Raw genomic sequence first — 25,646 nt, forward strand, 5'->3', positions numbered from 1 at the left:
CGGAGAGCGACATGAAAAAACTCAAACTGGTGATGATCGGCAACGGCATGGCCGGGGTTCGCACCCTGGAAGAACTGCTCAAGCTCAGCAGCGACATCTATGACATCACCGTGTTCGGTGCCGAGCCCCACACCAACTACAACCGCATCCTGCTGTCGCCGGTATTGGCCGGCGAGCAGACCTTCGAAGAGATCGTGCTCAACGACCTGGACTGGTACCTCGATAACAACGTCAAGCTGCTGCTCAACCGCAAGGTGGTGCAGATCGATCGAGTGAAGCGCCGGGTCATCGCCGAGGACGGCACCGAAGCCGAATACGATCGCCTGCTGATCGCCACCGGTTCCACCCCGTTTATCCTGCCCATTCCCGGTAATACCTTGCAGGGCGTGATCGGCTACCGCGATATTGCCGACACCCAGGCCATGATCGACACCGCCAAGACCCACAAGCACGCCGTGGTCATCGGTGGTGGGCTGCTGGGCCTTGAGGCCGCCAACGGCTTGATGCTGCGCGGCATGCAGGTGACCGTGGTGCACATCGGTGAATGGCTGCTGGAACGGCAGCTGGACAAAACCAGCGGCCAACTGCTGCAAACCGAACTGGAAAGCCGTGGCCTGGTGTTCCGCCTGTGCGAACAGACCCAGGCCTTGCACGATGCCGGCAACGGCCGGGTCGGCTCGGTGCAGTTCAAAAATGGCGACATCATTCCCGCCGACCTGGTGGTAATGGCCGCCGGTATCCGCCCCAACACCGAACTTGCGGAAAAGTCCGGCATCCCCTGCAACCGTGGGATTCTGGTCAACGACACGATGCAAACCTACGACCCGCGCATCTATGCCATCGGCGAATGCGCCAGCCACCGTGGGATTGCCTACGGCCTGGTGGCGCCGCTGTTCGAACAGGCCAAGGTCTGCGCCAACCATCTCGCCCAGCTGGGTTTCGCCACCTACAAAGGTTCGGTCACCTCCACCAAGCTGAAAGTCACCGGCATCGACCTGTTCTCCGCCGGAGACTTCATGGGCGGCGAAGGCACTGAAACCATCACCCTCTCCGACCCCATCGGCGGCGTGTACAAAAAACTGGTGATCAAGGACGACATCCTGGTCGGCGCCTGCCTGTACGGCGATACCGCCGACGGCGGTTGGTATTTCCGCCAGATCCGTGAGAACCACGCGATTGGCGAGATCCGTGACCATTTGATGTTTGGCGAAAATGCACTGGGCGACGTAGGCCATCAGGGCCAGGACAAAGCCATGAGCATGGCCGACAGTGCCGAGGTCTGCGGCTGCAACGGCGTGTGCAAGGGCACCATCGTCAAGGCGATCCAGGAACAAGGGCTGTTCAGCGTCGATGAGGTGAAAAAGCACACTAAGGCCGCCAGCTCGTGCGGATCTTGCGCGGGGCTGGTGGAGCAGATCCTGATCAACACCGTGGGCGGCGCCGCCGACGTCAAACCCAAGAGCGAAAAAGCCATCTGCGGATGCAGCGACCTCAACCACGGGCAAATCCGCCAGGCCATTCGCGACCAGCACCTGCTGACCATCGCCGGCACCATGAGCTACCTGAACTGGCGCACGCCCAACGGTTGCGCCACCTGCCGTCCGGCGCTGAACTATTACCTGATTTCCACTTGGCCGGGCGAAGCCAAGGACGACCCACAGTCGCGCCTGATCAACGAACGCGCCCACGCCAACATCCAGAAGGACGGCACCTATTCCGTCGTCCCACGCATGTGGGGCGGCGTGACCAATCCGTCGGAGCTGCGCCGTATCGCCGACGTGGCCGACAAGTACAACGTGCCCATGGTCAAGGTGACCGGCGGCCAGCGCATCGACTTGCTCGGCATCAAGAAGCAGGACTTGCCCGGCGTCTGGAAAGACCTCGACATGCCGTCCGGGCATGCCTACGGCAAATCCATCCGTACCGTGAAGACCTGCGTGGGCAGCGAGTTCTGCCGCTTCGGTACGCAAAATTCGACGCAACTGGGCATCGAGCTGGAGCACGACCTGTTCAATATGTGGTCGCCGCACAAGGTCAAGCTGGCAGTGTCCGGCTGCCCGCGCAATTGCTCGGAAGCGGGCATCAAGGACGTGGGAATCATCGGCGTGGACTCAGGCTGGGAGATGTATATCGGCGGCAACGGCGGGATCAAAACCGAAGTCGCGGAGTTCTTCGTCAAGCTCAAGACCGCCGAGGAAGTGCGCGAATACAACGGCGCATTCCTGCAGTTGTACCGCGAAGAAGCCTTCTACCTGGAGCGCACCGTGCATTACCTGCAGCGGGTGGGCATGGACCATATCAAGAAAGCCGTACTCGAAGACCCGGCCCGGCGCCAGGCCCTCAACGAGCGCCTGCAGTTTTCGCTGTCGTTCGAGCAAGACCCCTGGAAAGAACGCCTGGAACAGCCGCTGCTGAAAAAGGAATTCGACGTCATCCCGGTCAAGCAATTGGAGGTGCCAGCATGAACTGGCTGGATATCTGCGCCCTGGAAGAAATCAACGCATTGGGCTCGCGCATCATCAACGGGCCCAAGGGCGACATTGCGATTTTTCGCACCAGCGACGATGAGGTCTTCGCACTCGATGACCGTTGTCCGCACAAAGGCGGGCCGCTGTCCCAAGGTTTGATCTATGGCAAGCGCGTGGCCTGCCCGCTGCACAATTGGCAGATCGACCTGGCGTCCGGCGAAGCCCAGGCGCCGGATATCGGTTGTGCCCATCATCACCTCGCCCGCGTGGAAAACGGCCGAGTGATGCTGGCCCTGCGGGACGCAGGGTGATGGACCGCCAGGTCACCGCGTCCACCTGCTGTTATTGCGGGGTGGGCTGCGGCGTGCTGATTGAGCATGACGGCACCCGGATCCTCGGCGTGCAAGGCGATCCGGACCACCCGGCCAACTTCGGCAAGCTGTGCAGCAAGGGCGCCAGCCTGCATCTGACCGGTGACCTCGACGCCCGCGCCTTGTACCCGGAGTTGCGCTTGGGCAAAGACCTGGCCCGCGCCCGTACCGACTGGGATACCGCCCTGGAACATGCGGCCACGGTATTTGCCGAGACCATCGCCGCGCACGGTCCGGACAGCGTGGCCTTCTACATCTCCGGGCAATTGCTGACCGAGGACTACTACAGCTTCAACAAACTGGCGCGCGCCCTGGTCGGCACCAACAATATCGACAGCAACTCGCGGCTGTGCATGTCCTCAGCCGTCGTTGGATACAAGCGCAGCCTGGGCGCCGATGCCCCGCCCTGCAGCTATGAAGACCTGGACACCAGCGACTGCGTGATGATCGTCGGCAGTAACATGGCCTACGCTCATCCAGTGTTGTTCCGACGTTTGGAAGAAGCCAAGGCGCGCCGCCCGCAGATGAAAGTCGTGGTGATCGACCCACGGCGCACAGACACCTGCGAACTGGCTGACCTGCACCTGGCGATCCTGCCGGGGACCGACGTCGCGCTGTTCCATGGGATTTTGCATCTGCTGCTGTGGGAAGACTGGATCGACCGCGAGTTTATCCAAGCGCATACCTACGGCCTGGCCGAGCTGAAACGCCTGGTGCATGACTACACGCCGCAGATGGTCACGCAACTGTGCGGAATCAGCGTCGAACAGTTGCGCCTGTGCGCACAGTGGGTGGGCACCTCCAGCAGCTTCTTGTCGTTGTGGTGCATGGGGCTGAACCAATCCACGGCCGGCAGTGCGAAAAACAGCGCACTGATCAACCTGCACCTGGCCACCGGGACGATTGGCCGGCCAGGCTGCGGACCGTTTTCCCTGACCGGCCAACCCAATGCCATGGGCGGGCGCGAGACCGGCAGCTTGTCGAATTTGCTGCCTGGGCATCGCGACGCCGCCAACCCCGAACATCGCGCAGAAGTCGCCGCTTATTGGGGCGTCGATCAACTGCCCGCCACCACCGGCCTCACGGCCATCGAACTGTTCGAGCAGGTACAGGCGGGCAAGATCAAAGCGTTGTGGATCGCCTGCACTAACCCCGCCCAATCATTGCCGGACCAGAATGCCGTGCGTGCCGCCTTGGCGACCTGTCCGTTTGTGGTGTTGCAGGAGGCGTTTCGAACCACCGAGACCGCCGCCTACGCCGACCTGCTGTTGCCCGCCGCCAGCTGGGGTGAAAAAGAAGGCACGGTGACCAACTCCGAACGGCGTATTTCCCACGTGCGACGCGCCATCAGCGCACCGGGCGAAGCGCGGCCGGATTGGGCGATTACGGTGGATTTCGCCCGACGCCTGGAGCGTCGTCTGCGGCCGGGGCTGAACAGCCTGTTTGCCTTCGAGCAACCTGCGCAGATTTTTGACGAGTTCAAGCTGTTGACCCGGGACCGCGACCTGGATTTGTCGGGCATCAGCCATGCCCTGCTGGACCGGCTCGGCCCGCAACAATGGCCGTTTCCCAGGGGGGCACAGGCCGGAACGCCGCGCCTCTACGTGGATGGCATTTTCCCCACCGGTAACGGTCGTGCGCAGTTTGTCGCCGACCCTTACCGCGCCGCCAAGGAGCAGCGTGACGCACGCTTCCCCTTGACCCTGATCACCGGTCGCCTGCGCGACCAATGGCACGGCATGAGCCGTACCGGCACGGCAGCGCAGCTGTTCGGGCATGTCAGCGAAGCGCTGTTGAGCCTGCACCCGGACGAGTTGCGCCGTCACCGCTTCAAAGAAGGCGACCTGGTCAGCCTGAAAAGCCGTCGAGGCAATGTCATTGTCGCGGTCACCAGCGATGACAGCGTGCGCCCCGGCCAGGCGTTCCTGCCCATGCATTGGGGCGACCGTTTTCTTAAAGGCGGCGTCAACGTGCTGACCCAGCCGGCGTGCGACCCGTTGTCGAAACAGCCGGAACTCAAACACAGCGGTGTGCGCCTGGAAGCCGTGCAACTGCCGTGGCAGCTGTTTGCGCTGATCGAGGGCGACGTGCAGCGACATTTCGAAGCCCTGCGCCCGCTCTGTGAGGGTTTTGCCTACGTCAGCCTGAGCCTGTCCGGACGTGAGCGTCCCGCGTTGCTGGTGCGCGCAGCCCATACCGAGGCGCCAGACCTGCAGTTGCTGAACCGCATCGACCAGTTGCTGGGGCTCAATGACGGCCCGGTGATGGCGTATGACGACCCGCGCCGTTCCATCGGTAAACGGGTGAAAATCGAAAAAGGCCGCATTACCGCGTTGCGCCTGGCCGGCGAAACCCTCGCCCGCCATTGGCTGCAGAGCCTTTGGCTGGAAGGCCGCGCCGACGATCAATTACGCCGCTGGCTATTGGCGCCGTTAAGCGCGCCACCGGGGGGTGCCGCGGCCAGCAGCAAGGTCCTGTGCAACTGCAGGAATGTCAGCGAAAACGCGGTGTGCGCCGGGATCGCCCGTGGCCTGGACCTGAATGGACTCAAACAAGAACTGGGGTGCGGCACGCAATGCGGCTCCTGCGTGCCGGAAATCAAACGTCTTTTGGCCGCCAGCCCGCAGCCAATCGCAATCAGTCTGTGAGGTAACAACATGAGCGCAAAAGTTTGGCTGGTAGGCGCCGGGCCCGGTGATCCGGAATTGCTCACCCTCAAAGCGGTAAGGGCCCTGCATGAAGCCGACGTGGTGTTGATCGACGATCTGGTCAACGCGGCCGTGCTGGAACACTGTGCCGATGCGCGCGTGATCACTGTCGGCAAGCGCGGCGGCTGTCGTTCCACGCCGCAGGATTTTATTCACCGCCTGATGCTGCGTTACGCGCGCCAGGGCAAGTGCGTGGTGCGGCTCAAAGGTGGCGACCCGTGCATTTTCGGCCGGGGTGGCGAAGAGGCAACCTGGCTGCGCGAGCGTGGAGTCGAGGTGGAGTTAGTCAATGGCATCACCTCAGGGCTGGCCGGAGCGACGAATTGCGATATCCCGTTGACGTTGCGCGGCGTAAGCCGTGGCGTGACGTTGGTCACGGCGCATACCCAGGACGACAGCAGCCTGAATTGGCGTGCACTGGCGGAGGGGGGCACGACGCTGGTGGTGTATATGGGCGTCGCCAAGCTGGAAGAGATTCGGCAACAGTTGCTGGAAGGTGGCATGGCTGCGGATATGCCGGTGGCGATGATCGAAAATGCTTCGTTGCCCGAACAGCGCGAATGCCGTAGCGACCTCGCCGCCATGCATGAAGACGCGCAGGCGTTTGCGCTGAAGAGCCCGGCGATCCTGGTGATTGGCCGTGTTGCCAGCGCAGCCCAGATGGCTTGCGTCGCGGCAGCCGCCAGCGCCTGAGGCAAATCACAGGCGAAAAAAAGCCCGGCCTAAGCCGGGCTTTTTGTGAACCTCGGCTAATTACTTAGCTTGAGCTTCAACCGCTGCTTCTACGCGACGGTTAACAGCGCGACCAGCTTCAGTTGCGTTGTCAGCAACTGGGCGGGATTCGCCGTAACCTACGGAGGTGATGCGGCTAGGAGCTACGCCATCTTTAACCAGGACTTGCTTAACAGCGTCAGCACGACGCTGGGACAGCTTCTGGTTGTAAGCGTCTGGACCTACGGAGTCAGTGTGACCAGCAACTTCTACGTTGGTGTCTGGGTACTGAGCCATGAAGTCGGCCAGGTTTTTGACGTCGCCGTAGCTGTTAGGCTTAACAACCGACTTGTCGAAGTCGAACTTAACGTCCAGCTCAACACGAACAACCTGAGCAACCGGAGCTTCTGGCTCTGGAACTGGCTCTGGAGCTGGTGCTGGGGTAGGAGCTGGAGCAGCTGCGCCAGCGTTACCGCCGAAGTTCACACCCAGGCCAACCAGTGCGGAGTAGTCCCACTTGCCGTTGTCCAGACCGTAGTCAGCTTCAACACCAGCACGAGCGTACAGGTTGTTGGTGAAGTAGTACTTCACGCCGGTACCGATGGTAGCGAAAGTAGTCTGATCGCGACCGCTGTGACCGTCAGCTTTTACGTTGCCACGGCTCTGGTGGCCGAAACCGCCTTCAACGTATGGACGCAGGCTGTCAACGCCAGCTTGACCGAAGTGATATTGGGCAACCAGGCTGCCGGTATCACCTTTGATCTTCTGGCTACCAGTACCGTCGTTCGAACGGGTGTGGTTAGTCTTGTCGTAGGACAGGTTCAAGGACAGGTCGTCGGTCAAGAAGTAACCGATGCGAGCGCCAGGATTGAAGCCGTCTTCGATGTGCTTGACGCTATCGTTGTACTGCTTCTTGTAGAACAGCTCGCCTTCAACTGCGCCTTGGCCTTGTGCCAGAACGCCGAAAGAAGTAGCGGCAATAAGAGAACCAATGGCCAAGCCCAAGGTGTTTTTCAGTTTCATCCGTTAAATCCCCATCTGGTGATTGTAAAGCAGTCCCACAAACCGGGGGACAACTCGGCGACAAGTCTAACAGAACTTGCCTACACGTAAGAGATATTTGCTACGCACTAAGTTTCAGTCTCGCCCGCAAATTTCTCACGTAATTTATCAAGAGCACGTTTGTAACGCATTTTTGTAGCACTCAAGCCCATATGCATGATGTCAGCGATTTCCTGAAATTCCAATTCTGCGACGAAACGTAGCACCAGAATTTCACGGTCAATCGGGTTCACATGCACCAGCCAGCGGTCGAGTCCGCCCTTTTCCTCGGGTGCCGGCGCCTTTTCTTCAGACGCCTCCTCAAGGGGGTCCAGACTCAAAGCGTCCATCAAGCGACGCTTTCGCCGTTCCTTCCGATACTGCGTGATGCACTCGTTGTAGGTGATGCTGTAGAGCCAGGTCTTGAACTTCGATTTGCCCTCGAAGTTCTTCAGGCCGTACAGCACCTTGAGCATCACTTCCTGACAGACATCATCCGCATCTCTATCGTTCCCCAAATACCTTGAACAAACGTTGAACAGAGTGCGTTGATACCTGCGCATCAATTCTTCGTACGCGCGTGTTACGTGAAACAGCTCCGTGTGCGAACGCGCGACCAACTCCTCATCAGAGAGCTCACGGGGGTCATAGCGCGTGGACAGCGTTTGGGCTTTATTCAAAACAAGTCGTGCCGGCAGTCAGGTCAATGTCCGCTGCAACCCGGTCAGCCGGGTTCGCGGCGGCGTACATTAGCAGGGTTTGCCGGTTTAGCGGCTACTGACCTGCTGCTCCAGGAGAATCCGGTTGGACAGCGACACCAGTTCTCCGTCATCGGTCAGCACGGTCGTCTTGACTGTGCCGATCTCCTCGATTTGCCCTTCGACCTCGCCCACACGCACCTGTTGCCCAACTTGATATAGCTCACGCACATAGATTCCCGCAAGAATCTGACCGGCAATTTCCCGGCTTCCCAACCCCATGGCCAGCGCAACGGCCAGACCAACGGTAATCAAAACGATCACAATAACGTGGTTCAGCAGGTCAGTCTTGACCTCCAGCTGGCTGATCGCGACGGAAATGCTGATGATGATCACCAGCCCCTGGGCAATTCGCCCCAGGCCTGCCGCGTAGTCCAGCCCGACGCCTTCAGCGGCTCCGCGCACCAGGCCATTGGCCAGTTGCGCGAGCAAAACACCGACCAGCAACACCAGCGCGCCGCCGAAAACTTTCGGCAAATACAGTGCCAGCATGTCGAGCGTAGCTGAAACTCGCTCAAGTCCAAGGGACTGAGCCGCAGAAACCAGAAAAATCAGTAGAACGAACCAATAAACGATCTTGCCGATCAGCGTCGAGATCGGCACTTGCAGCCCGGCGCGGCCCAGCAGCTTGGTCAGGCCGGTGCCGGCCATCAGGCGATCCAGCCCGAGCTTGGCGAGCAATTTGGACAGCAGGGTGTCGAGCAACTTGGCCACGACAAAGCCCAGCAATACCAGGACCAGGGCACCAAACAGGTTGGGAATGAAATTCGCCACCTTGGTCCACAATGCGGTCATCGCGGTGACCAGGCTCTGGGTCCAGAGATCAAGTTCCATATTCAGTCAGCCTTATCAGCAGTGCGAGCAAGAGGTTTACTACGGGAAACCGGTGACACATGGGCCGAACCGTTGTTCAGGGCCATCATCAATGCCGGCACCCAGCGCCCGAGCAGACCGAACAGGTCACCCGCCCCTACCTGACGGTTGGCGGTTTTCAGTACGCGACCCAGGCAAGCGTCGTCATCACGGTTGGATGGCGAAGCATTGAGCATGTCACGCAAAGACTGTTCGAACGGATCGTGCATAGAGACCTCTCGCAAGTGATTTAAAAGACGAGGGTAAAATTCATCGGGTCACATCGGCCCTTTCCTACGTTCAGCTCATATTCAGTTCAAACCCAGCGCAACCGTCGAAACAACCACCATTGCCCCAGGGCCACACAGACCATCAGCAGGCAGGCAATCATGAATCCGTAGGGGCTGCTGGAAAACGGTATCCCCCCACATTGATGCCCAGCAAGCCGGTCAAAAAACTCATCGGCAAGAAGATGCCGGTGATGATTCCGAAACGGTACATCGTGCGGTTCATGCGCAGGCTCAAGCGCCGGTCTTCGGCCTCAAGCACAAGCCCCACGCGCTCCCTGGCCAATTCGAGCTCTTCCAGGTAACGGGTCAGGCTGTTGTGCAATTCGTTCCAGTAATCGGCGTCGTCGTCACAAAACCACGCCAGTTTGATCCGCGTCAGTTGCGCGAAAATATCCCGTTGCGGCGCCAGAAAACGCTTGAGCCCGGCCGCTCGCCGACGGATCTGCAAGACGCTGCCGTGCTCCGGGGTATACCGTTCGTCGGCATCGAGTTTTTCTTCCTCGGAATCGACGATTTCGGACAGCCCGGTGACCAGATCCTGCACTTTGTTGGTCAGGTACTGCGCCATATAAAGGATGAGTTCAGACGCAGTTCTTGGCCCCTTACCCTCGGCCAGTTGCACCAGCAGCTCATCGGTGGCGCGTAGCGGGCGCAAACGCAGGGAAATCACACGACTGGCCGCTGCGAAGATACGTACCGAAACCATGTCCTCCGGTTCCGCGCCGGGATTAAGATTGATGCCACGCAAAAACAGCAGCAGTTCGGCATCCGGTAACGGCAGCAGCCGCGGGCGGGTGTTTTCTTCCAGCAGGAGGTCACACGCAAATTCGCTCAAACCGCTGGATTTGCGCAGCCAGGTCTGGGTTTGAGGGTGGCTGCGGTCCCAATGCAGCCACAGGCTTTCCTGAGGCTGCAGTTGCAACGCGTCAAGCTCAGTCCGGGCAATCGAACGCGCACCGCCTTTACCGTCCAGCACCAGGGCATGCACCAGCCCCCATTGCGCGTTTTCTTCCTCGAACATCCTCACCCCTTTCGGCTACTGCGTTTATTCAGGCATTTTCAGTGGGCTGGGCGAGACGATCACACCGTTGTTATCGGCATACACGTATTCGCCTGGGCGGAACGTCACGCCCGCAAAGGTCACCACCACGTTCAGGTCGCCAAGGCCGCGCTTGTCGGTTTTCATCGGATGGGAAGCCAGGGCCTGCACGCCCAGATCGGTCTGGGCAATCACATCGACGTCGCGGATGCACCCGTAGATCACCATGCCTTCCCAGCCGTTTTTCGCGGCTTTCTCGGCGATCAGGTCACCCAGCAACGCACGCCGCAGCGAACCACCGCCATCGACTACCAATACCTTGCCGGTACCCGGCTGCTCGGCCTGTTCCTTGACCAGGGAGTTATCTTCGAAGCACTTGATGGTGACAATTTCGCCGCCGAAGGAATCTCGGCCACCGAAGTTGCTGAACATCGGCTCGACCACCTGTACCAGCTCCGGGTAAGCGTCGCACAGGTCGGGGGTCACGTAATGGTTCATCGAGAAACTCCTGTCGTCAAAAATGAGGTCGGACATCCCACGGTGTACATCAGAAAAACGTCTTGCAACAGGCATTCTTTAAGGACTAGGCCCCGAATGCCGGCCATGATCAGACTCATCCGCGCGTAACGCAACGGCCGTTACGCGACTGAATATGACCAGAAGCGCCTGAGGCGTCATATCTTAGCCGCAACCACTCAAGAGTGAAACGCCCCCGGTAGAGCGCTTCGTTAAACCGCAACAGCCACCTCGGGCCGGGAGCCGAACAAAGGTGTCAACGGGTCTTTCAACCAGCGTTCCACCAACGGCCACACTTCGGCCTGTGCGGCTTTGCTGACCAGCATTTGTACATGCCCGAAATCCTCGCTGAAACCCTGCCGACGCCCCAGGCACAGGTATTGGCGATGCTCGCTGCCGACTTGCTCGAACAGCTTGCGACACGCCCAGTCCGGATCTTGCCGGTCGCCCGCCGCGCTGACCGCCAACAGCGGCACGTCGACTTCTGCCAGGCCTTTCCACCAATCACGCTCGGCGTCGCCAAAGCGGCCGAACAGGCCATTCCATCGCATGGCTTCGATCATCACGCCGGCCGGCTCATCCTCGGGCCCGCGTTTGAATCGTGGGCCGGACACCTGGGCAAGACGCTTCAAGATAAATCGACCGCCCCATTCCACCGGAGGGATTTTCAACGGCCAGTGCGTGCGGCTGACCTGGCAGCCAAAGATCGCCACCGAAGCCACCCACTGCGCGCTCAGGTAGTGCCCGCCCAGCGCGGCAACCAACGTGGTGGCGCCAAGGGAATGCCCGATCCAGTGCGCAGCCTGCCCGCTTTGCTCGTGCACAAACGCGCCAATGGCCGGCAAATCGTAACGCGCGTAATCGGCGACACGGTTGCGGGCGTAGTCGCGGTTGCGCTTGGATAGGCCATGACCGCGCATTTCCGGGATCCATACATCAAACCCCTGGCGTGCCAGGTGAGCCCCCAGGCCGATGCCCTTGGGCGAATACCAGAAGCGCCGATTGGAAAAACTGCCATGCAAAAGAATAACCGGCGTGCCCCGGTTTTCCGGGACATCGGCCAGGCCCAGACGGGTAACCGCCAGCTCGACGGTACCGTCGGGGCTGTTACCGGGTTTGAGGCGGTACACATCTTCACTCAGGTCGCCACGACGTTCAGCGCTGATCAAGGCGACGGGAAACAGGTTGCTGCTGCTTTGCATAATCTTCTTGCACAAAAAAGGGCGGCGTCCGGTAGGAGTTCCGCCCTGTACAGATAAGAATGCCGGTCACCCTCAACGGGTGACCGGCACTTTTGACGTAGCGACGTTAAGCGGGCGCTTGGCCTTCGGCGAGGAAGAACCAGGTTTCCAGCACGGAGTCGGGGTTCAGCGAGACGCTTTCGATGCCCTGTTCCATCAGCCACTTGGCCAGGTCAGGGTGATCGGAAGGGCCCTGGCCGCAGATACCGATGTACTTGCCGGCCTTGTTACACGCCTGGATGGCGTTGGCCAGCAGCTTCTTGACCGCAGGATTTCGCTCGTCGAACAGGTGAGCGATGATCCCGGAGTCGCGGTCCAGGCCCAGGGTCAGCTGGGTCAGGTCGTTGGAGCCGATGGAGAAGCCGTCGAAGAATTCCAGGAACTCCTCGGCCAGAATGGCGTTGGACGGCAGCTCGCACATCATGATGACCCGCAGGCCGTTCTCGCCGCGCGTCAAACCGTTTTCAGCCAGCAGGTCGACCACCTGGCTCGCCTCGCCCAGGGTGCGCACGAACGGCACCATGATTTCGACGTTAGTCAGCCCCATTTCGTTGCGCACACGCTTGAGGGCGCGGCATTCGAGTTCGAAGCAGTCACGGAACGCTTCGCTGATATAACGCGAGGCGCCACGGAAACCCAGCATCGGGTTTTCTTCTTCGGGCTCGTAGAGCTTGCCGCCGATCAGGTTCGCGTATTCGTTGGACTTGAAGTCCGACAGGCGCACGATGACCTTTTTCGGGTAGAACGCCGCCGCCAGGGTGCTGATGCCTTCCACCAGCTTCTCGACATAGAAGCCCACCGGGTCGTTGTAGCCGGCGATGCGCTTGTCGACGCTTTCCTTGATATCCAGCGGCAGGCCGTCGTAGTTCAACAGGGCCTTGGGGTGCACGCCGATCATGCGGTTGATGATGAACTCCAGGCGGGCCAGGCCCACACCGGCGTTCGGCAACTGCGCGAAGTCAAAGGCGCGGTCCGGGTTGCCGACGTTCATCATGATCTTGAACGGCAGGTCCGGCATGGCGTCGATGGAGTTCTGCTTGATGTCGAAGCCCAGCTCGCCTTCGAAGATGAAACCGGTGTCGCCTTCGGCGCAGGACACGGTCACACCCTGGCCATCTTTCAACAGCTGGGTAGCATTGCCGCAACCGACGACTGCAGGAATGCCCAGCTCACGGGCGATAATCGCCGCGTGGCATGTGCGCCCGCCACGGTTGGTGACGATGGCGCTGGCGCGTTTCATCACCGGTTCCCAGTCCGGGTCGGTCATGTCGGAGACCAGTACGTCACCCGGCTGGACTTTGTCCATCTCGGACACGTCCTTGATGATGCGTACCTTGCCGGCGCCGATGCGCTGGCCAATGGCGCGGCCTTCCACCAGCACCGTGCCGGTTTCTTTCAGCAGGTAGCGTTCCATGACGTTGGCCGACGTGCGGCTCTTAACGGTCTCGGGACGGGCCTGCACGATGTACAGCTTGCCGTCGTCACCGTCCTTGGCCCATTCGATGTCCATCGGGCACTTATAGTGCTTCTCGATGATCATCGCTTGCTTGGCCAATTCGCTGACTTCAGCGTCGGAGAGGCAGAAACGCGCACGCTCGGCCTTGTCGACGTCCACTGTTTTAACGGAACGACCGGCCTTGGCCTCGTCACCGTAAATCATCTTGATCGCCTTGCTGCCCAGGTTGCGGCGCAGGATAGCCGGGCGGCCGGCCTCAAGGGTGTGCTTGTGCACGTAGAATTCATCCGGGTTCACCGCGCCTTGTACGACGGTTTCGCCCAGGCCGTAGGCGCCGGTGATGAATACCACGTCACGGAAGCCCGATTCGGTATCGAGGGTGAACATCACGCCGGCGGTACCGGTTTCGGAACGCACCATGCGCTGCACACCGGCAGACAAGGCCACCAGCTTGTGGTCGAAACCCTGGTGCACGCGGTAGGAAATGGCGCGGTCGTTGAACAGCGAGGCAAACACTTCCTTGGCCGCGCGGATCACGTTTTCCACGCCGCGGATGTTGAGGAAGGTCTCCTGCTGACCGGCGAACGAGGCGTCCGGCAAGTCTTCGGCGGTGGCCGAGGAGCGCACGGCGACGGCCATATCCGGGTTACCGGCGGACAAGGTGGCGAAGGCGGTACGGATCTCTTCGTTGAGCTTCTCGGGGAACTCGGCGTCCATGATCCATTGGCGGATCTGGCTGCCGGTTTTGGCCAGGGCGTTGACGTCATCGACGTCCAGGGCGTCCAGCGCGGCGTGGATCTGGGCGTTGAGGCCGCTCAGCTCGAGGAAATCACGGTAAGCCTGGGCCGTGGTGGCAAAACCACCCGGCACCGAGACACCGGCGCCTGCAAGATTACTGATCATCTCGCCGAGGGATGCGTTCTTGCCCCCCACATGCTCTACATCATGGACGCCGAGCTTATCGAGGGAAACTACGTACTCTACCAAGGTGATCTCTCCACTTTCTGTGTTGGAAAAGCTCAGGACGCGGCTTGCTCAGTAGGAGCGAACGCCAGCGCTTGTGGCCTGGACCTGGAAAATAAGTGAGAATGCGGCCCACTGCGGGACGGCAAAATCGCGCCTATCATATCCAAGATTCGCCATCAGCTTAAGGCCCAGGGCTCAAATGAAACGATCTGCTTTCTTTATTTCCGATGGCACCGGCATCACGGCCGAAACATTGGGCCAGAGCCTGCTCGCGCAGTTCGAAAACATTACCTTCGCCAAATTCACACGGCCTTATATAGACAGCGTGGACAAAGCGCGGGCCATGGTACAACAAATCAATCTGGCGGCTGAAAAAGACGGTTTTCGCCCGATCATTTTCGACACCATCGTCAATCAAGACATTCGTGAGATTCTCGCAACGTCGAATGGTTTCATGATCGACATTTTCTCCACGTTCCTGGCGCCATTGGAACAGGAGCTGAGCGAACATTCCTCCTACTCCGTCGGAAAGTCCCATTCCATTGGGCATAACTCCAACTATATGGAGCGGATCGAGGCGGTGAACTTCGCCCTCGACAACGATGACGGCGCCCGCACGCACTACTACGACAAGGCCGACCTGATCCTGGTCGGCGTATCGCGCTGCGGCAAGACACCCACCTGCCTGTACATGGCCATGCAATTCGGTATCCGCGCGGCCAACTACCCGCTGACCGAAGACGACATGGAACACCTGACGCTGCCAGCCGCCCTGCGCGCGCACTCCCACAAGCTGTTCGGCCTGACCATCGACCCGGACCGGCTGACCGCCATCCGCAACGAACGCAAGCCCAACAGCCGCTATTCCAGCTACGCCCAATGCGAATTTGAAGTGCGTGAAGTGGAAAATCTGTTCCGGCGCGAGAATATTGCGCACATCAATTCCACGCATTTTTCGGTGGAAGAGATTTCCGCGAAGATTCTGGTGGAGAAAGGTGTGGAGCGGCGCTTCAAGTAGCCTGCGGGGGGCGGGGTGCTCTTGATGGCGGTGTGTCAGTGGGCGGATTAGCTGACTGTTCCAGCGCCATCGGGGGCAAGCCCCCTCCCACATTTTGGCCGGTGTACACCAAGTCTACAGGTGAAACCTGCCGCCACCCTGGCCCAGCGCGGTCGCCAGCGCATCAAAGCCCTCGCGCAACAACTGATCATCCCCCGACGTATTACAGATACTCGCACGGATGAACTGCGGCACTGCGGTCTGCCCCACGGCAAACGCCTCGGCGGTCGCGATCAGGTAATTGTTCTGTTTGAGTTCCGCCTCGATTTCCGACGCGCGCCAGGGTTCAGGCACTTCGATCCAGAAGTGTGGGCTGTTGAGGTGGGTTCGGTAGGCCAGCCCATTCAATAAGCCTTCGACCAACGCCTTGCGCCGGCTGATCTCGTTGATCTGCTGGCGCAGCAGGTATTCGGCCGTGCCGTTTTCGATCCACTGGGTCGCCAACTCCAGGGTCACCGGGGTGGCCATCCAGCAGGTCGAACGCAACGCCGCCGACACCCGACTGACCAGCGCCGGTGGCGCATGCACGTAGCCGACTCGCAGACCGGCCGACACCGCTTTGCTCAGGCTGCTGATCAAAATGGTCCGTTCGGGTGCAAAGGCGCTCAACGGTGGCGGGCGGTCTTCCACCAAAACGCCATGGGCCTCGTCCTCGAGAATCAGCAGGTTGTGTTCGCGACAGACTTTGACCAAGGCCTCCCGGCGCGCCACCGATAACACCGCCGTCGTAGGATTCTGGATGGTCGGTGTGCAGTACAGCGCCGAAACCCGGTGATTACGACAGACTTCATCCAGTGCGCCCGGCAACACACCTTCTTCGTCCATTTCCAGCCCGATCAGCCGCACACCCAGCATGCGCGCGGCAGTGATCAGCCCTGGGTAAGTCAGTTGCTCGGTGACCACGGTGTCGCCGGCGCGCAGCAACGCCATCATCGCGCAGAGCAGGCCGTGCTGGCCGCCATTGACGCAGATGACCTGCTCGGGAATCGGATGGAAGTCGCGCTGCACCAGCCATTGCGCACCGGCTTCACGGTAGCGCGGCAGGCCTGCATCCGGGGTGTAGGCGCTGATGTCCTGGAGGAATTTGCCGTTGGTCGACAGGGTCTGGAAGCTCTGGGCGAGAAACACCGTTTCCTGCCCGGGAATGTGCATGTTGCGGCTCATATCGAAGTACTGGCGTGGCTCCTCGCTGAAATTGCGAAAGCCCTCATCACGCTGGCGCTCCATCCCACGCTTGCGCACGAATGTGCCGTCACCCACACGCGCCACCACCAATCCTAACCGCTCCAGCTCACCGTAGGCCCGGCTGATGGTGCCGATGGTGACACCCAGATTGTCGGAAAGCACCCGATGGGGCGGCAGTTTTCTTCCCGGTTCAATCGTGCCTTCAAGGATGCCCCTTTCCATGACATCGGACAGGCGCTTGTACTTCACGCCCTGACCGTTGGACAACCCCTCACGCATAATTGACACCATGTCAATATTTGTTTTGACAGTCATCATTCGCCCTAATAGTGTGCTTTTGCGGGTTCAATCACCGGATTGAATCACTTATAACAAGTTCAATATAGAGTTCAATTCCGGCTCAGGGAAGCAATAAACGATGCCAATGTCCGCCGTTCTTGAAAACACCGCAAAAACCAAAACCCAGAAACAGTGGCTGGCCGGCCTGATCACGAGCGTCATGTTCCTGATCGTGTGCCTGAGCTGGGGCACCACCTGGCTGGGCATCAAGATCGCAGTGGAAAGCGTGCCGCCACTGACCTCCGCGGGCCTGCGCTTCCTGATCGCCTTCCCGTTGTTCCTGTGTTTTGCCATGGTGCGCCGCGAGCCGATTCTGTTTCCGCGAGAAAGCCGCTGGTTCTTCGTGTTCGTGACCCTGTCCTACTTCAGCATTCCCTATTACCTGCTCAACTACGGCGAGATGCATGTCTCGTCCGGCCTGACCGCCCTGCTGTTCAGCTGCATGCCGGTGTTCATCCTGATCTTCTCCGCGCTGTTCCTGCGTGAGCGCATCTACCTCTCCCAGGTGGTCGGCATCGGTATCGGGTTCGGCAGCCTCTACATGATCATCAAGAGCCAGGGCCTGCACCTGGACCACGCCGAGTTTTTCGGCGTATTGGCGATTCTGACCGCCGCGATCATGCACGCGTTGTGCTACGTGATTACCAAGCAAAAAGGCAGCGCCATCAGTGTCATCACCTACAACACCCTGCCCATCGGCATTGCCGGGCTGATGCTGTTCGTGGCCGGCCTGTGGTTCGAGACCCCGACCTTCGACGACATCACCCTGCGCTCCTGGAGCGCGCTGTTCTACCTGGGGCTGGTGGCGTCGGTGGGCGGCTTCATTGTGTATTTCATGCTGCTCAAGCGCCTGAGCCCGATCATCTTGTCCTTCGTGTTCATCATCTTTCCGGTGTTCGCGGTCATCATCGGCGCCTGGTACGAAGGCGTGGAAATTTCCCGTGACCTGATGCTGTACTCGGCGATCCTGCTGGCCGGTTTTGCGATCACCAAGTTGCCGGTCGAAAAACTGCTGGCCAAGAAAAATTGAGCACCCCACCCCTCACCCAGCGACGCGAGAGAAACATGGAAGTGCTCCGCCCCGAAGCCCTGGAACAGATCTACGCCCATGCAAGCCGCAGCTATCCCGAGGAATGCTGTGGCTTCATCTTCGCCGATGGCAGTGTGTACCTGGGCAGCAATATCCAGAACGAGTTGCACCGCAAGAACCCGCAGATGTACCCGCGCAACGCGGCCAGCGGCTACACCTTTTCAGTCGCCGACACCTTGTTGATGAACAAAGCGTTTCGCAGCGACAACCCGGTGGTGGTGATCTACCACTCGCACCCGGATGTCGGTGCGTATTTCAGCGAGGAAGACCAGGACAAGGCGCTGTTTCTCGGCGAGCCGATCTATCCCGTCAGTTACCTGGTGGTGGATGTTCGCCAAGGCCAGGCCCTGGGGTCAAAGCTGTTTGCCTGGGATGGCAAGCATTTCGCCCTTCAACCTTTCAACGACCTGCACACGGAGTTGTCCATGAACGCTGTCTCTTTCCCTGACATTCTGGTTCGCGTGGCCAAGCTGCCGGAATCGACCCTCGAGGGCGCCGGATCGACATTGCGCGAAGTCATTGAAAACCTCTGCGACAGTCACCCACAGTTGCGCCAGCACCTGTTTCACGAGAAGAACAACCAGCTCAAGGAACACTTCCTGTTCACCGCCGAGGAGGAGCTGATCGACGCTGACGACAGCTTGCCGGCAAAGGCCCGGATCGAAGTGCTGCTCGCCACCTCCGGCGGCATCGACGTCGAGACCCTGAGCAACGAAGAAGTGCAACGCTACGTCCGCCATATCACCCTGCCCGGCGTCGGCCGTGAAGGTCAGTTGAACCTGAAAAAAGCCAAGGTGCTGATCATCGGCACCGGTGGCCTGGGCTCGCCCATCAGTCTTTACCTGGCGGCGGCCGGCATCGGCACCCTGGGGCTGGTGGACTTCGACGTGGTGGAAAGCAGCAACCTGCAACGCCAGATCGTGCATGGCAACAGCACCCTGGGCATGCCCAAGGTGGAATCCGCCAAGCAACGCCTGCAAGACCTCAACCGCCACATCCAGATCAACGCGCACAACACCGCGCTCACTGCCGACAACGCCCTGGAGCTGGTGGGCGCCTATGACCTGGTGATCGACGGCACGGACAATTTCGAGACCCGCTACCTGGTCAATGACGCCTGTGTACAGTTGGGCAAACCCTTGGTGTACGGCGCCATCTACCGTTTCGACGGGCAAATCAGCGTACTTAACTATAAAGGTGGGCCTTGCTACCGCTGCCTGTTTCCCAGTGCACCGCCTGCGGAACTGGCGCCCAATTGCAACGCCGGCGGGGTGATCGGCGTGCTGCCGGGGGTGGTCGGGATGATCCAGGCGACCGAGGCGATCAAATTGCTCATCGGTATTGGTGAACCCTTGTCCGGCCGCTTGATGCGCTTCGATGCGCTGGCGATGAAATTCAGCGAGATCCGCTTCAAGCGCCGTGCCGACTGCCCGTGCTGCTCGGAACGGCGCCACAGCGAAGCCGTCGCACCGACGCTGTGCGCGGATGCGGTGCCGAGCCAACCGTCCCTCGCCGAGGAACGCTACATCAAGCCCCGCGTGCTCAAGCAAGTGATCGACAACCACCGCAGCGCCGACGTGTTGCTCGACGTGCGCGACGCCAGCGAACTGGAAGTGTGCAAATTGCCGGGGGTGGTGCACATCCCCCTGGCAGAGCTGGATGAACAGCTCGACAGCCTGAGCCGCGACAACACCCACTACCTGATCTGCTATGCCGGGACGCGTGCCGAGCAGGCCGCCAGCACCTTGCTGGCGGCAGGCTTCGCCAATACCAAGGTGCTGCAGGGCGGCATGAAACACTGGGTGCGCGACGTCGAACCCGACATGCCGCTGTACTGATCGGGGGCCGACTGATGCTGCATAACTCCATTCTCGACGTGATCGGCCACACCCCGATCGTACGTCTGGCGCAGTTTTCCGAAGACCTCGGCATCGAGGTCTACGCCAAGCTGGAATCCCTCAACCCGGGCGGCAGCCACAAGGCACGTATCGCCCTGGGCATGATCCTCGACGCCGAACGCCGTGGCGTGCTGATGCGCGATTCCGGGCAGACCATCATCGAACCCAGCGGTGGCAATACCGGCATCGGCCTGGTGATGGCGGGCAATGTGCTCGGCTACAAAGTGGTGCTGGTGATTCCGGACAACTACAGCCCTGAAAAACAGAAGCTGCTGCGCCTGTACGGCGCCCGGGTGGTGCTGTCGGACAGCCGCCTCGGTAACAATTCCCACGGCGAAAAGTGCATGGAGCTGCAGTTGGAAAACCCCAACTACGTGATGCTCAACCAGCAACGCAACGGCGCCAACCCGCAAACCCACCGCGACACCACCGCGCCGGAAATCATCCGCGCCTTCGGTGAGCGGCGTGTGGACTACTTCGTCAGCGGCATCGGCACCGGCGGGCATATCACCGGTATCGGCGAAACCCTCAAGGCCGCCTGGCCGGCGATCCGCGTGATGGGCGTGGAGCCGGAGGAATGCGACCTGCTCAAGGACCAGCACGCCTCGCACGCCATCCAGGGCCTGTCGATTGGGCTGATCCCGAGCATTCTCAACCTGGACGTACTGGACGGCATGCTCAAGGTGTCGCACTCGGCGTGCCTGGAGATGATCAAACGCATTATGCGCACCGACGCCATCAGCCTGGGGCTGTCTTCGGCCGCCAACATGGTCGCCATCGCCCAACTCGCCCCGGAACTGCCGCCCGAAACGGTGGTGCTGACCATGGTCTACGACAATGCCGACAGCTACCTGCCCAGTTTCGAATAACCGGTTACCCAACCAACCAGAATGCGGGGGTGCCTCCATGGGAGGCTTTATCGACATGCAACAGCTGCACGATGAGTTGCTGACCCACCTCATCCAAACCCTGACGCCTGCGCAGATGAAGCAACTGGAACCGCACCTGGCGCCGCTGATCCAGACTGCCGCCCAGGCGGTGGCCGAGGACTTGATCGCCTACGCCTATCGCGACCCGGCCTCGCGCGGGCGCGGCGAGTTGATCCTGGAATCCTACGCCTCGTTCAAGGCGGTGTTGTTCTACCGGCTTGCGCACCTGGTGTGGAATTTCCCGGAGCCCGTCCACGGCGTCTTTACCCGCATCGCCCTCAAGCTCAGCAACCAGGGCAAAATCCTCTCCGGGGCCGAGATTCACCCGGCTGCGCGCATCGGCCGGCGTTTTGTACTGGACCATGGCTACGGCACGGTCATCGGCGAAACCTGCGAGATCGGTAACGACTGCTACATCCTGTGTGGCGTGACCCTGGGCGCGCGCGGTATCGCCAACAACCCGGACGGCAAGCGCCATCCACGCCTGGGCAACAATGTCGAGGTCGGCGCCGGGGCACGGGTGCTGGGCTATGTGCAGATCGGCGACAACGTATTTATCAGCCCCTCCTGTGTCATTACCCAGGACGTGCCGGCGGGCACCAAGGTCAAGGTGGTCAACCAGATCCAGCTGCAGAAAAACGATGAATCGGATCACAGCAGCTACCTAGGCGCGTTCGCCCTGGATGAGCGCCTGCATGTCGTCGGCGAAGTGGATGCCGGCCATAAGGTCACGGTGCTGGACGCCGACTTCCATCCGCTGCCAGGGCTAATGCTCGAACCCACGGTGAAAGAGCGTCATCACCTGCAGTTTCGCTTGCGCCGCCTCGATACCGGCGAGCAACTGCCGCGCCTGCCGCTGAACCTGAAAGTCTGCGGGCCGGCGTTCGAAATCACCCTGCTCTCTCCCCCTGGCTTGAGTGCGATGGTGCGTCACCTGTTGCAATCCAGCCCACTGATCGTCGGAGGTTGAACATGTCCGTGCATACCATGGAAACCCTGGCGCTGTTCGACAGCGCACCTTATCAAAACGCCTTCAGCGCCCGGGTGATTGCGGTCAGCGAGCATGGCGTCGCCCTGGAGCACACGCTGTTCTATCCCACCGGCGGCGGGCAACCGGGTGACACCGGCCACTTCACCCTGGCCGACGGCACCCGCGTGGAGGTCACCGGCACTGTGCGCGACCCGGTGCTGCGCTCGATCATCTGGCATCAGGTGGAACAGTGCCCCGCGCACCTGACCGCTGGCGTCCAGGTGGACGCCGGCCTGGATTGGGAGCGGCGCTACCAGCATATGAAGATGCATACTTGCCTGCACTTGCTGTGCTCGATCATCGACGCGCCCGTAACGGGCTGCAGCATCAGCGCGGACAAGGGACGCCTGGATTTCGACCTGCCGGAAATGACCCTCGACAAAGACACCATTACCCGTGACCTTAACGCCTTGATCGAACAGGCCCACGCGGTGAAAACCCTGTCGATGCCTGCCTCTGAGTACTCGACTCTGCTGCAGATCACCCGCACCCAGGCGGTAGCACCGCCGGTGATCCAAGGCTCGGTACGCGTGATTGAAATTCCCGGCATCGACATCCAGCCGTGCGGTGGCACCCATGTGCTCAACACCGAGGAAATCGGCCGGGTGTTCTGCGAGAAAATCGAGAAGAAGAGCAAGCACAACCGTCGGGTGATCCTCAGGTTCGAGTCATAACTGAGCCTGACTCGACAGTTGCAACAATGCAAAAACAATGTGGAAGGGGGCTTGCTCCCGATAGCAGAGTGTCAGTCAACAGGTTCATTGGCTGATCCACCGCTATCGGGAGCAAGCCCCCTCCCACATTGGGTTGTGTGGTGTTTTTCAGATCATGAACAGGTCCATGAAGCGGTTGACGGGGGTCGCTTCCAGCCGTGCCTGGTCCTTGCACAAGGCGAAAATCTCGGCGCTGCGGTGCGCGGCAAACCGCGTCGCCAGGTTGGCTTTGAACTTGTCTTCCAGCAGCGGGATTCCATCCTCCCGCCGACGACGATGGCCAATCGGATATTCCACCGCCACCTGCTCGGTGCAGGTGCCATCGATGAAGAACACCTGCAGCGCATTGGCGATGGAGCGCTTGTCGGCCTGCAGATATTCGCGGCTGTAACGAGGGTCTTCGACGATCACCATTTTCCCGCGCAGCTCATCGATGATCGGGTGGGCGGCATGGAATTGATCCTCATAGTGCTCGGCCACCAAGTCGCCGAAGGCCAACGGCACGGCAGTCATGTATTGCAGGCAATGGTCGCGGTCCGCCGCGTTGGCCAACGGGCCAACCTTGGAAATGATGCGAATCGCCGACTCGTGGGTGGTGATCACGATGCGCTCGATTGCATGCAGGCGGTTCCTCACCAATGGATGCAAGGTCACCGCCGCTTCGCAGGCCGTCTGCGCATGGAATTCAGCGGGAAAGCTGATCTTGAACAGCACGTTTTCCATCACGTAGGTGCCGTAGGGCTGGGACAGGCTGAACCTGCGTTGCTCTTCAGGTTTGAGGGCCAGATCCTTGTTGGTATGGCTGAACAATACGTCGTAGAACCCCCACTGTGGCGCGCTCAGCACGCCGGGGATACCCATCTCGCCGCGCAATGCGATATCCGCCAGGCGCACCCCGCGACTCGACGCATCGCCCGCCGCCCAGGATTTGCGCGAACCGGCGTTCGGCGCATGGCGGTAAGTGCGCAACGCCTGCCCATCGACGAACGCATGGGATAACGCCGCGAGCAATTGCTCACGGTTGGCGCCCATCAGCTTGGCGGTGACTGCCGTCGAGGCGACTTTCACCAGCAGCACATGGTCGAGGCCGACGCGATTGAAGGCGTTTTCCAGGGCAATCACGCCCTGGATTTCGTGGGCCATGATCATGGCTTCCAGTACGGCGCGTACGGTCAGCGGTGTGTCACCATGGGCCACGCGTTTTTGCGACAGGTGATCGGCCACCGCGAGGATGCCGCCCAAGTTGTCCGAAGGGTGGCCCCATTCAGCCGCGAGCCAGGTGTCGTTGTAGTCGAGCCAGCGCACGATGCAGCCGATGTCCCAGGCGGCCTTGACCGGGTCCAACCGCAACGAAGTGCCCGGCACCCGTGCCCCGAACGGAACCACGGTGCCCTCGACGAGCGGCCCCAGGTGCTTGGTGCACTCAGGGAAGCGCAAGGCCAGCAGGCCGCAACCGAGGGTGTCCATCAGGCAGTTGCGGGCGGTGTCCAGTGCGGCCTCGGACTCGATCCGGTAGGTGAGGACATAATCGGCAATGTCCTGCAGGACCTGATCGTAGTCGGGGCGATTGTTCTGGTCGACGTTGGCGTTCATGGCAGTTCTCCAAAAAGGTGGTTTATTCCTCAGGGTCACGATTAATCATCAGGGCAGGTCTGGTTGCCTGCCTTGGAATAGATCCCATGTGGGAGGGGGCTTGCTCCCGATGGGGGTGGGTCAGTTGATGAATGTGTCGACTGGCACACCGCTATCGGGAGCAAGCCCCCTCCCACATAAAGCTCAGTGCCAGGTTTTAGAATGAGTCACCGGGAACGCGCACGAAACCCTCCATCAACACCCGCGCACTACGGCTCATGATGGCTTTCTTCACCACCCATTCACCGTTCACTTGAGTCGCCTCGGCACCGACGCGCAAGGTGCCCGATGGATGCCCGAAGCGCACGGCATTGCGTTCCACGCCACCGGCCGCCTGGTTGACCAGGGTGCCGGAAATCGCCGCCGCCGTGCCGATCGCCACCGCCGCCGTGCCCATCATTGCGTGGTGCAATTTGCCCATGGACAACGCCCGCACCAGCAAATCCACATCGCCGGCCTTGATCGCCTTGCCACTGGACGCCACGTAATCCGCAGGCTTGGCCACAAACGCCAGCTTCGGCGTGTGCTGGCGCAGGGCTGCTTCGTCCAGGTGCTTGATCAAGCCCATGCGCAACGCGCCATAGGCACGCACGGTCTCGAACATCGCCAGGGCTTTCGGGTCGCCGTTGACCGCGCCTTGCAATTCAGTGCCGGTGTAGCCGAGGTCTTGGGCATTGATAAAAATCGTCGGGATGCCGGCGTTGATCAGGGTGGCCTTGAAGGTGCCGACACCGGGCACTTCCAGCTCATCGATCAGGTTGCCGGTAGGGAACATCGAGCCACCACCGCCCTCTTCTTCCGCCGCCGGGTCGATGAATTCCAGCTGCACTTCGGCGGCCGGAAAGGTCACGCCATCCAGTTCAAAATCACCGGTTTCCTGCACAGCGCCGTCGGTGATCGGCACATGGGCGATGATGGTCTTGCCGATATTGGCTTGCCATATGCGCACCACGGCCACGCCGTTGTGGGGCACGCGGCCCGGGTCGACCAGGCCGGCGCTGATCGCGAACGAACCAACCGCCGCCGAGAGGTTGCCGCAGTTGCCACTCCAGTCGACAAACGGCTTGTCGATGGACACCTGGCCGAACAGGTAATCCACGTCGTGCCCGGCACACGTGCTCTTGGCCAGGATCACGGTTTTGCTGGTGCTGGACGTGGCGCCGCCCATGCCATCGATTTGCTTGTCATAGGGGTCGGGGCTGCCGATCACCCGCAACAGCAAGGCGTCGCGGGCAGCGCCCGGTACCTGCGCCGAGGGCGGCAGGTCCTCGAGACTGAAGAAAACCCCCTTGCTGGTGCCGCCACGCATATAGGTGGCGGGGATCTTGATTTGCGCTACGTGTGCCATGGTTAACC

Annotated in this window: 20 protein-coding genes and 1 pseudogene; 10 read left to right on the plus strand and 11 right to left on the minus strand. The window is 60.6% G+C overall.

The features are described 5' to 3' along the window. The first annotated feature begins 11 nt into the window (after positions 1 to 11). From nirB to cobA, 4 genes are read left to right on the plus strand one after another with little or no spacing between them, the layout of a single operon-like run. Positions 12 to 2,465: a nitrite reductase large subunit NirB gene (gene nirB, locus C4J92_RS19340; RefSeq protein ID WP_124404958.1), complete on the plus strand. Its 2,454-nt coding sequence runs from the start codon at positions 12 to 14 to the stop codon at positions 2,463 to 2,465. Continuing rightward, on the plus strand, positions 2,462 to 2,779 hold the full coding sequence (gene nirD / locus C4J92_RS19345) for a nitrite reductase small subunit NirD (protein ID WP_057721197.1): 318 nt from the start codon (positions 2,462 to 2,464) through the stop codon (positions 2,777 to 2,779). Before nirB ends, nirD begins: the two co-directional genes overlap by 4 nt. Next, positions 2,779 to 5,487: a nitrate reductase gene (locus C4J92_RS19350; protein WP_124404959.1), complete on the plus strand. Its 2,709-nt coding sequence runs from the start codon at positions 2,779 to 2,781 to the stop codon at positions 5,485 to 5,487. The genes nirD and C4J92_RS19350 overlap by 1 nt, the downstream gene beginning before the upstream one ends. A gap of 9 nt (positions 5,488 to 5,496) precedes the next feature. Continuing rightward, positions 5,497 to 6,240 carry a uroporphyrinogen-III C-methyltransferase gene (gene cobA / locus C4J92_RS19355; RefSeq protein WP_124404960.1) on the plus strand — a complete coding sequence of 248 codons (744 nt, stop codon included), beginning with the start codon at positions 5,497 to 5,499 and terminating at the stop codon, positions 6,238 to 6,240. Between the two features lie 60 nt (positions 6,241 to 6,300). Here the strand turns inward: cobA and C4J92_RS19360 are convergent, their stop codons facing one another. The 8 genes and pseudogenes from C4J92_RS19360 to ppsA form a co-directional block, all read right to left on the minus strand. Next, positions 6,301 to 7,281, minus strand: a complete 981-nt coding sequence (locus C4J92_RS19360) for an OmpA family protein (protein ID WP_124371519.1) — start codon at positions 7,279 to 7,281, stop codon at positions 6,301 to 6,303. 107 nt (positions 7,282 to 7,388) lie between these two features. Next, positions 7,389 to 7,979: an RNA polymerase sigma factor SigX gene (gene sigX, locus C4J92_RS19365; protein ID WP_003193286.1), complete on the minus strand. Its 591-nt coding sequence runs from the start codon at positions 7,977 to 7,979 to the stop codon at positions 7,389 to 7,391. An 87-nt stretch (positions 7,980 to 8,066) separates the two neighbouring features. Further along, positions 8,067 to 8,891, minus strand: coding sequence for a mechanosensitive ion channel domain-containing protein (locus C4J92_RS19370; RefSeq protein WP_003193288.1), 825 nt, complete (start codon positions 8,889 to 8,891; stop codon positions 8,067 to 8,069). A gap of 2 nt (positions 8,892 to 8,893) precedes the next feature. Next, on the minus strand, positions 8,894 to 9,139 hold the full coding sequence (locus C4J92_RS19375) for a CrfX protein (RefSeq protein ID WP_124367959.1): 246 nt from the start codon (positions 9,137 to 9,139) through the stop codon (positions 8,894 to 8,896). A gap of 86 nt (positions 9,140 to 9,225) precedes the next feature. Then, positions 9,226 to 10,220 (minus strand): annotated as a pseudogene (locus C4J92_RS19380) (zinc transporter ZntB). Positions 10,221 to 10,244: 24 nt separating this feature from the next. Further along, on the minus strand, positions 10,245 to 10,736 hold the full coding sequence (gene rraA / locus C4J92_RS19385) for a ribonuclease E activity regulator RraA (RefSeq protein ID WP_124363934.1): 492 nt from the start codon (positions 10,734 to 10,736) through the stop codon (positions 10,245 to 10,247). A gap of 230 nt (positions 10,737 to 10,966) precedes the next feature. Then, positions 10,967 to 11,956 (minus strand): alpha/beta fold hydrolase, encoded by a 990-nt coding sequence (locus C4J92_RS19390; protein WP_124404961.1) that lies wholly within the window; start codon positions 11,954 to 11,956, stop codon positions 10,967 to 10,969. Between the two features lie 106 nt (positions 11,957 to 12,062). Next, positions 12,063 to 14,438, minus strand: coding sequence for a phosphoenolpyruvate synthase (ppsA, locus tag C4J92_RS19395; RefSeq protein ID WP_124363936.1), 2,376 nt, complete (start codon positions 14,436 to 14,438; stop codon positions 12,063 to 12,065). Positions 14,439 to 14,616: 178 nt separating this feature from the next. Here ppsA and C4J92_RS19400 point away from each other — a divergent pair, with 178 nt between their 5' ends. Further along, complete coding sequence (locus C4J92_RS19400; protein ID WP_003193298.1) at positions 14,617 to 15,435, plus strand: pyruvate, water dikinase regulatory protein; 819 nt, start codon at positions 14,617 to 14,619, stop codon at positions 15,433 to 15,435. A 114-nt stretch (positions 15,436 to 15,549) separates the two neighbouring features. Here C4J92_RS19400 and C4J92_RS19405 read toward each other — a convergent pair whose 3' ends face one another. After that, positions 15,550 to 16,974 (minus strand): PLP-dependent aminotransferase family protein, encoded by a 1,425-nt coding sequence (locus C4J92_RS19405; protein ID WP_124363937.1) that lies wholly within the window; start codon positions 16,972 to 16,974, stop codon positions 15,550 to 15,552. Positions 16,975 to 17,134: 160 nt separating this feature from the next. Here C4J92_RS19405 and C4J92_RS19410 point away from each other — a divergent pair, with 160 nt between their 5' ends. From C4J92_RS19410 to C4J92_RS19430, 5 genes are read left to right on the plus strand one after another with little or no spacing between them, the layout of a single operon-like run. Continuing rightward, positions 17,135 to 18,028, plus strand: coding sequence for a DMT family transporter (locus C4J92_RS19410; protein ID WP_164487568.1), 894 nt, complete (start codon positions 17,135 to 17,137; stop codon positions 18,026 to 18,028). Between the two features lie 35 nt (positions 18,029 to 18,063). Then, positions 18,064 to 19,926 carry a molybdopterin-synthase adenylyltransferase MoeB gene (gene moeB, locus C4J92_RS19415; RefSeq protein WP_124404963.1) on the plus strand — a complete coding sequence of 621 codons (1,863 nt, stop codon included), beginning with the start codon at positions 18,064 to 18,066 and terminating at the stop codon, positions 19,924 to 19,926. Between the two features lie 14 nt (positions 19,927 to 19,940). Next, positions 19,941 to 20,855 carry a PLP-dependent cysteine synthase family protein gene (locus C4J92_RS19420; RefSeq protein WP_124404964.1) on the plus strand — a complete coding sequence of 305 codons (915 nt, stop codon included), beginning with the start codon at positions 19,941 to 19,943 and terminating at the stop codon, positions 20,853 to 20,855. 37 nt (positions 20,856 to 20,892) lie between these two features. Further along, positions 20,893 to 21,885 carry a serine O-acetyltransferase gene (locus tag C4J92_RS19425; RefSeq protein ID WP_124404965.1) on the plus strand — a complete coding sequence of 331 codons (993 nt, stop codon included), beginning with the start codon at positions 20,893 to 20,895 and terminating at the stop codon, positions 21,883 to 21,885. Positions 21,886 to 21,887: 2 nt separating this feature from the next. Beyond that, positions 21,888 to 22,619: an alanyl-tRNA editing protein gene (locus C4J92_RS19430; RefSeq protein WP_124404966.1), complete on the plus strand. Its 732-nt coding sequence runs from the start codon at positions 21,888 to 21,890 to the stop codon at positions 22,617 to 22,619. Positions 22,620 to 22,766: 147 nt separating this feature from the next. On the opposite strand, the gene prpD is transcribed toward C4J92_RS19430, so the two are convergent. After that, positions 22,767 to 24,251, minus strand: coding sequence for a 2-methylcitrate dehydratase (gene prpD / locus C4J92_RS19435; RefSeq protein ID WP_124404967.1), 1,485 nt, complete (start codon positions 24,249 to 24,251; stop codon positions 22,767 to 22,769). Between the two features lie 196 nt (positions 24,252 to 24,447). Then, a complete protein-coding gene (gene prpF / locus C4J92_RS19440) occupies positions 24,448 to 25,638 on the minus strand; it encodes a 2-methylaconitate cis-trans isomerase PrpF (RefSeq protein ID WP_124404968.1) in 1,191 nt (396 codons plus the stop codon). Positions 25,639 to 25,646: the final 8 nt, after the last annotated feature.

The sequence above is a fragment of the Pseudomonas sp. R3-18-08 genome (genome assembly GCF_003852065.1).
Taxonomy (GTDB): domain Bacteria; phylum Pseudomonadota; class Gammaproteobacteria; order Pseudomonadales; family Pseudomonadaceae; genus Aquipseudomonas.

Excerpts from the sequence above, each read along its gene's own strand:
- nirB (WP_124404958.1), top strand. The coding sequence starts at position 12 with ATGAAAAAACTCAAACTGGTGATGATCGGCAACGGCATGGCCGGGGTT.
- nirD (WP_057721197.1), top strand. The coding sequence starts at position 2,462 with ATGAACTGGCTGGATATCTGCGCCCTGGAAGAAATCAACGCATTGGGC.
- C4J92_RS19350 (WP_124404959.1), top strand. The coding sequence starts at position 2,779 with ATGGACCGCCAGGTCACCGCGTCCACCTGCTGTTATTGCGGGGTGGGC.
- cobA (WP_124404960.1), top strand. The coding sequence starts at position 5,497 with ATGAGCGCAAAAGTTTGGCTGGTAGGCGCCGGGCCCGGTGATCCGGAA.
- C4J92_RS19360 (WP_124371519.1), bottom strand. The coding sequence starts at position 7,281 with ATGAAACTGAAAAACACCTTGGGCTTGGCCATTGGTTCTCTTATTGCC.
- C4J92_RS19370 (WP_003193288.1), bottom strand. The coding sequence starts at position 8,891 with ATGGAACTTGATCTCTGGACCCAGAGCCTGGTCACCGCGATGACCGCA.
- C4J92_RS19375 (WP_124367959.1), bottom strand. The coding sequence starts at position 9,139 with ATGCACGATCCGTTCGAACAGTCTTTGCGTGACATGCTCAATGCTTCG.
- rraA (WP_124363934.1), bottom strand. The coding sequence starts at position 10,736 with ATGAACCATTACGTGACCCCCGACCTGTGCGACGCTTACCCGGAGCTG.
- C4J92_RS19390 (WP_124404961.1), bottom strand. The coding sequence starts at position 11,956 with ATGCAAAGCAGCAGCAACCTGTTTCCCGTCGCCTTGATCAGCGCTGAA.
- C4J92_RS19400 (WP_003193298.1), top strand. The coding sequence starts at position 14,617 with ATGAAACGATCTGCTTTCTTTATTTCCGATGGCACCGGCATCACGGCC.
- C4J92_RS19405 (WP_124363937.1), bottom strand. The coding sequence starts at position 16,974 with ATGACTGTCAAAACAAATATTGACATGGTGTCAATTATGCGTGAGGGG.
- moeB (WP_124404963.1), top strand. The coding sequence starts at position 18,064 with ATGGAAGTGCTCCGCCCCGAAGCCCTGGAACAGATCTACGCCCATGCA.
- C4J92_RS19420 (WP_124404964.1), top strand. The coding sequence starts at position 19,941 with ATGCTGCATAACTCCATTCTCGACGTGATCGGCCACACCCCGATCGTA.
- C4J92_RS19425 (WP_124404965.1), top strand. The coding sequence starts at position 20,893 with ATGGGAGGCTTTATCGACATGCAACAGCTGCACGATGAGTTGCTGACC.
- C4J92_RS19430 (WP_124404966.1), top strand. The coding sequence starts at position 21,888 with ATGTCCGTGCATACCATGGAAACCCTGGCGCTGTTCGACAGCGCACCT.
- prpD (WP_124404967.1), bottom strand. The coding sequence starts at position 24,251 with ATGAACGCCAACGTCGACCAGAACAATCGCCCCGACTACGATCAGGTC.
- prpF (WP_124404968.1), bottom strand. The coding sequence starts at position 25,638 with ATGGCACACGTAGCGCAAATCAAGATCCCCGCCACCTATATGCGTGGC.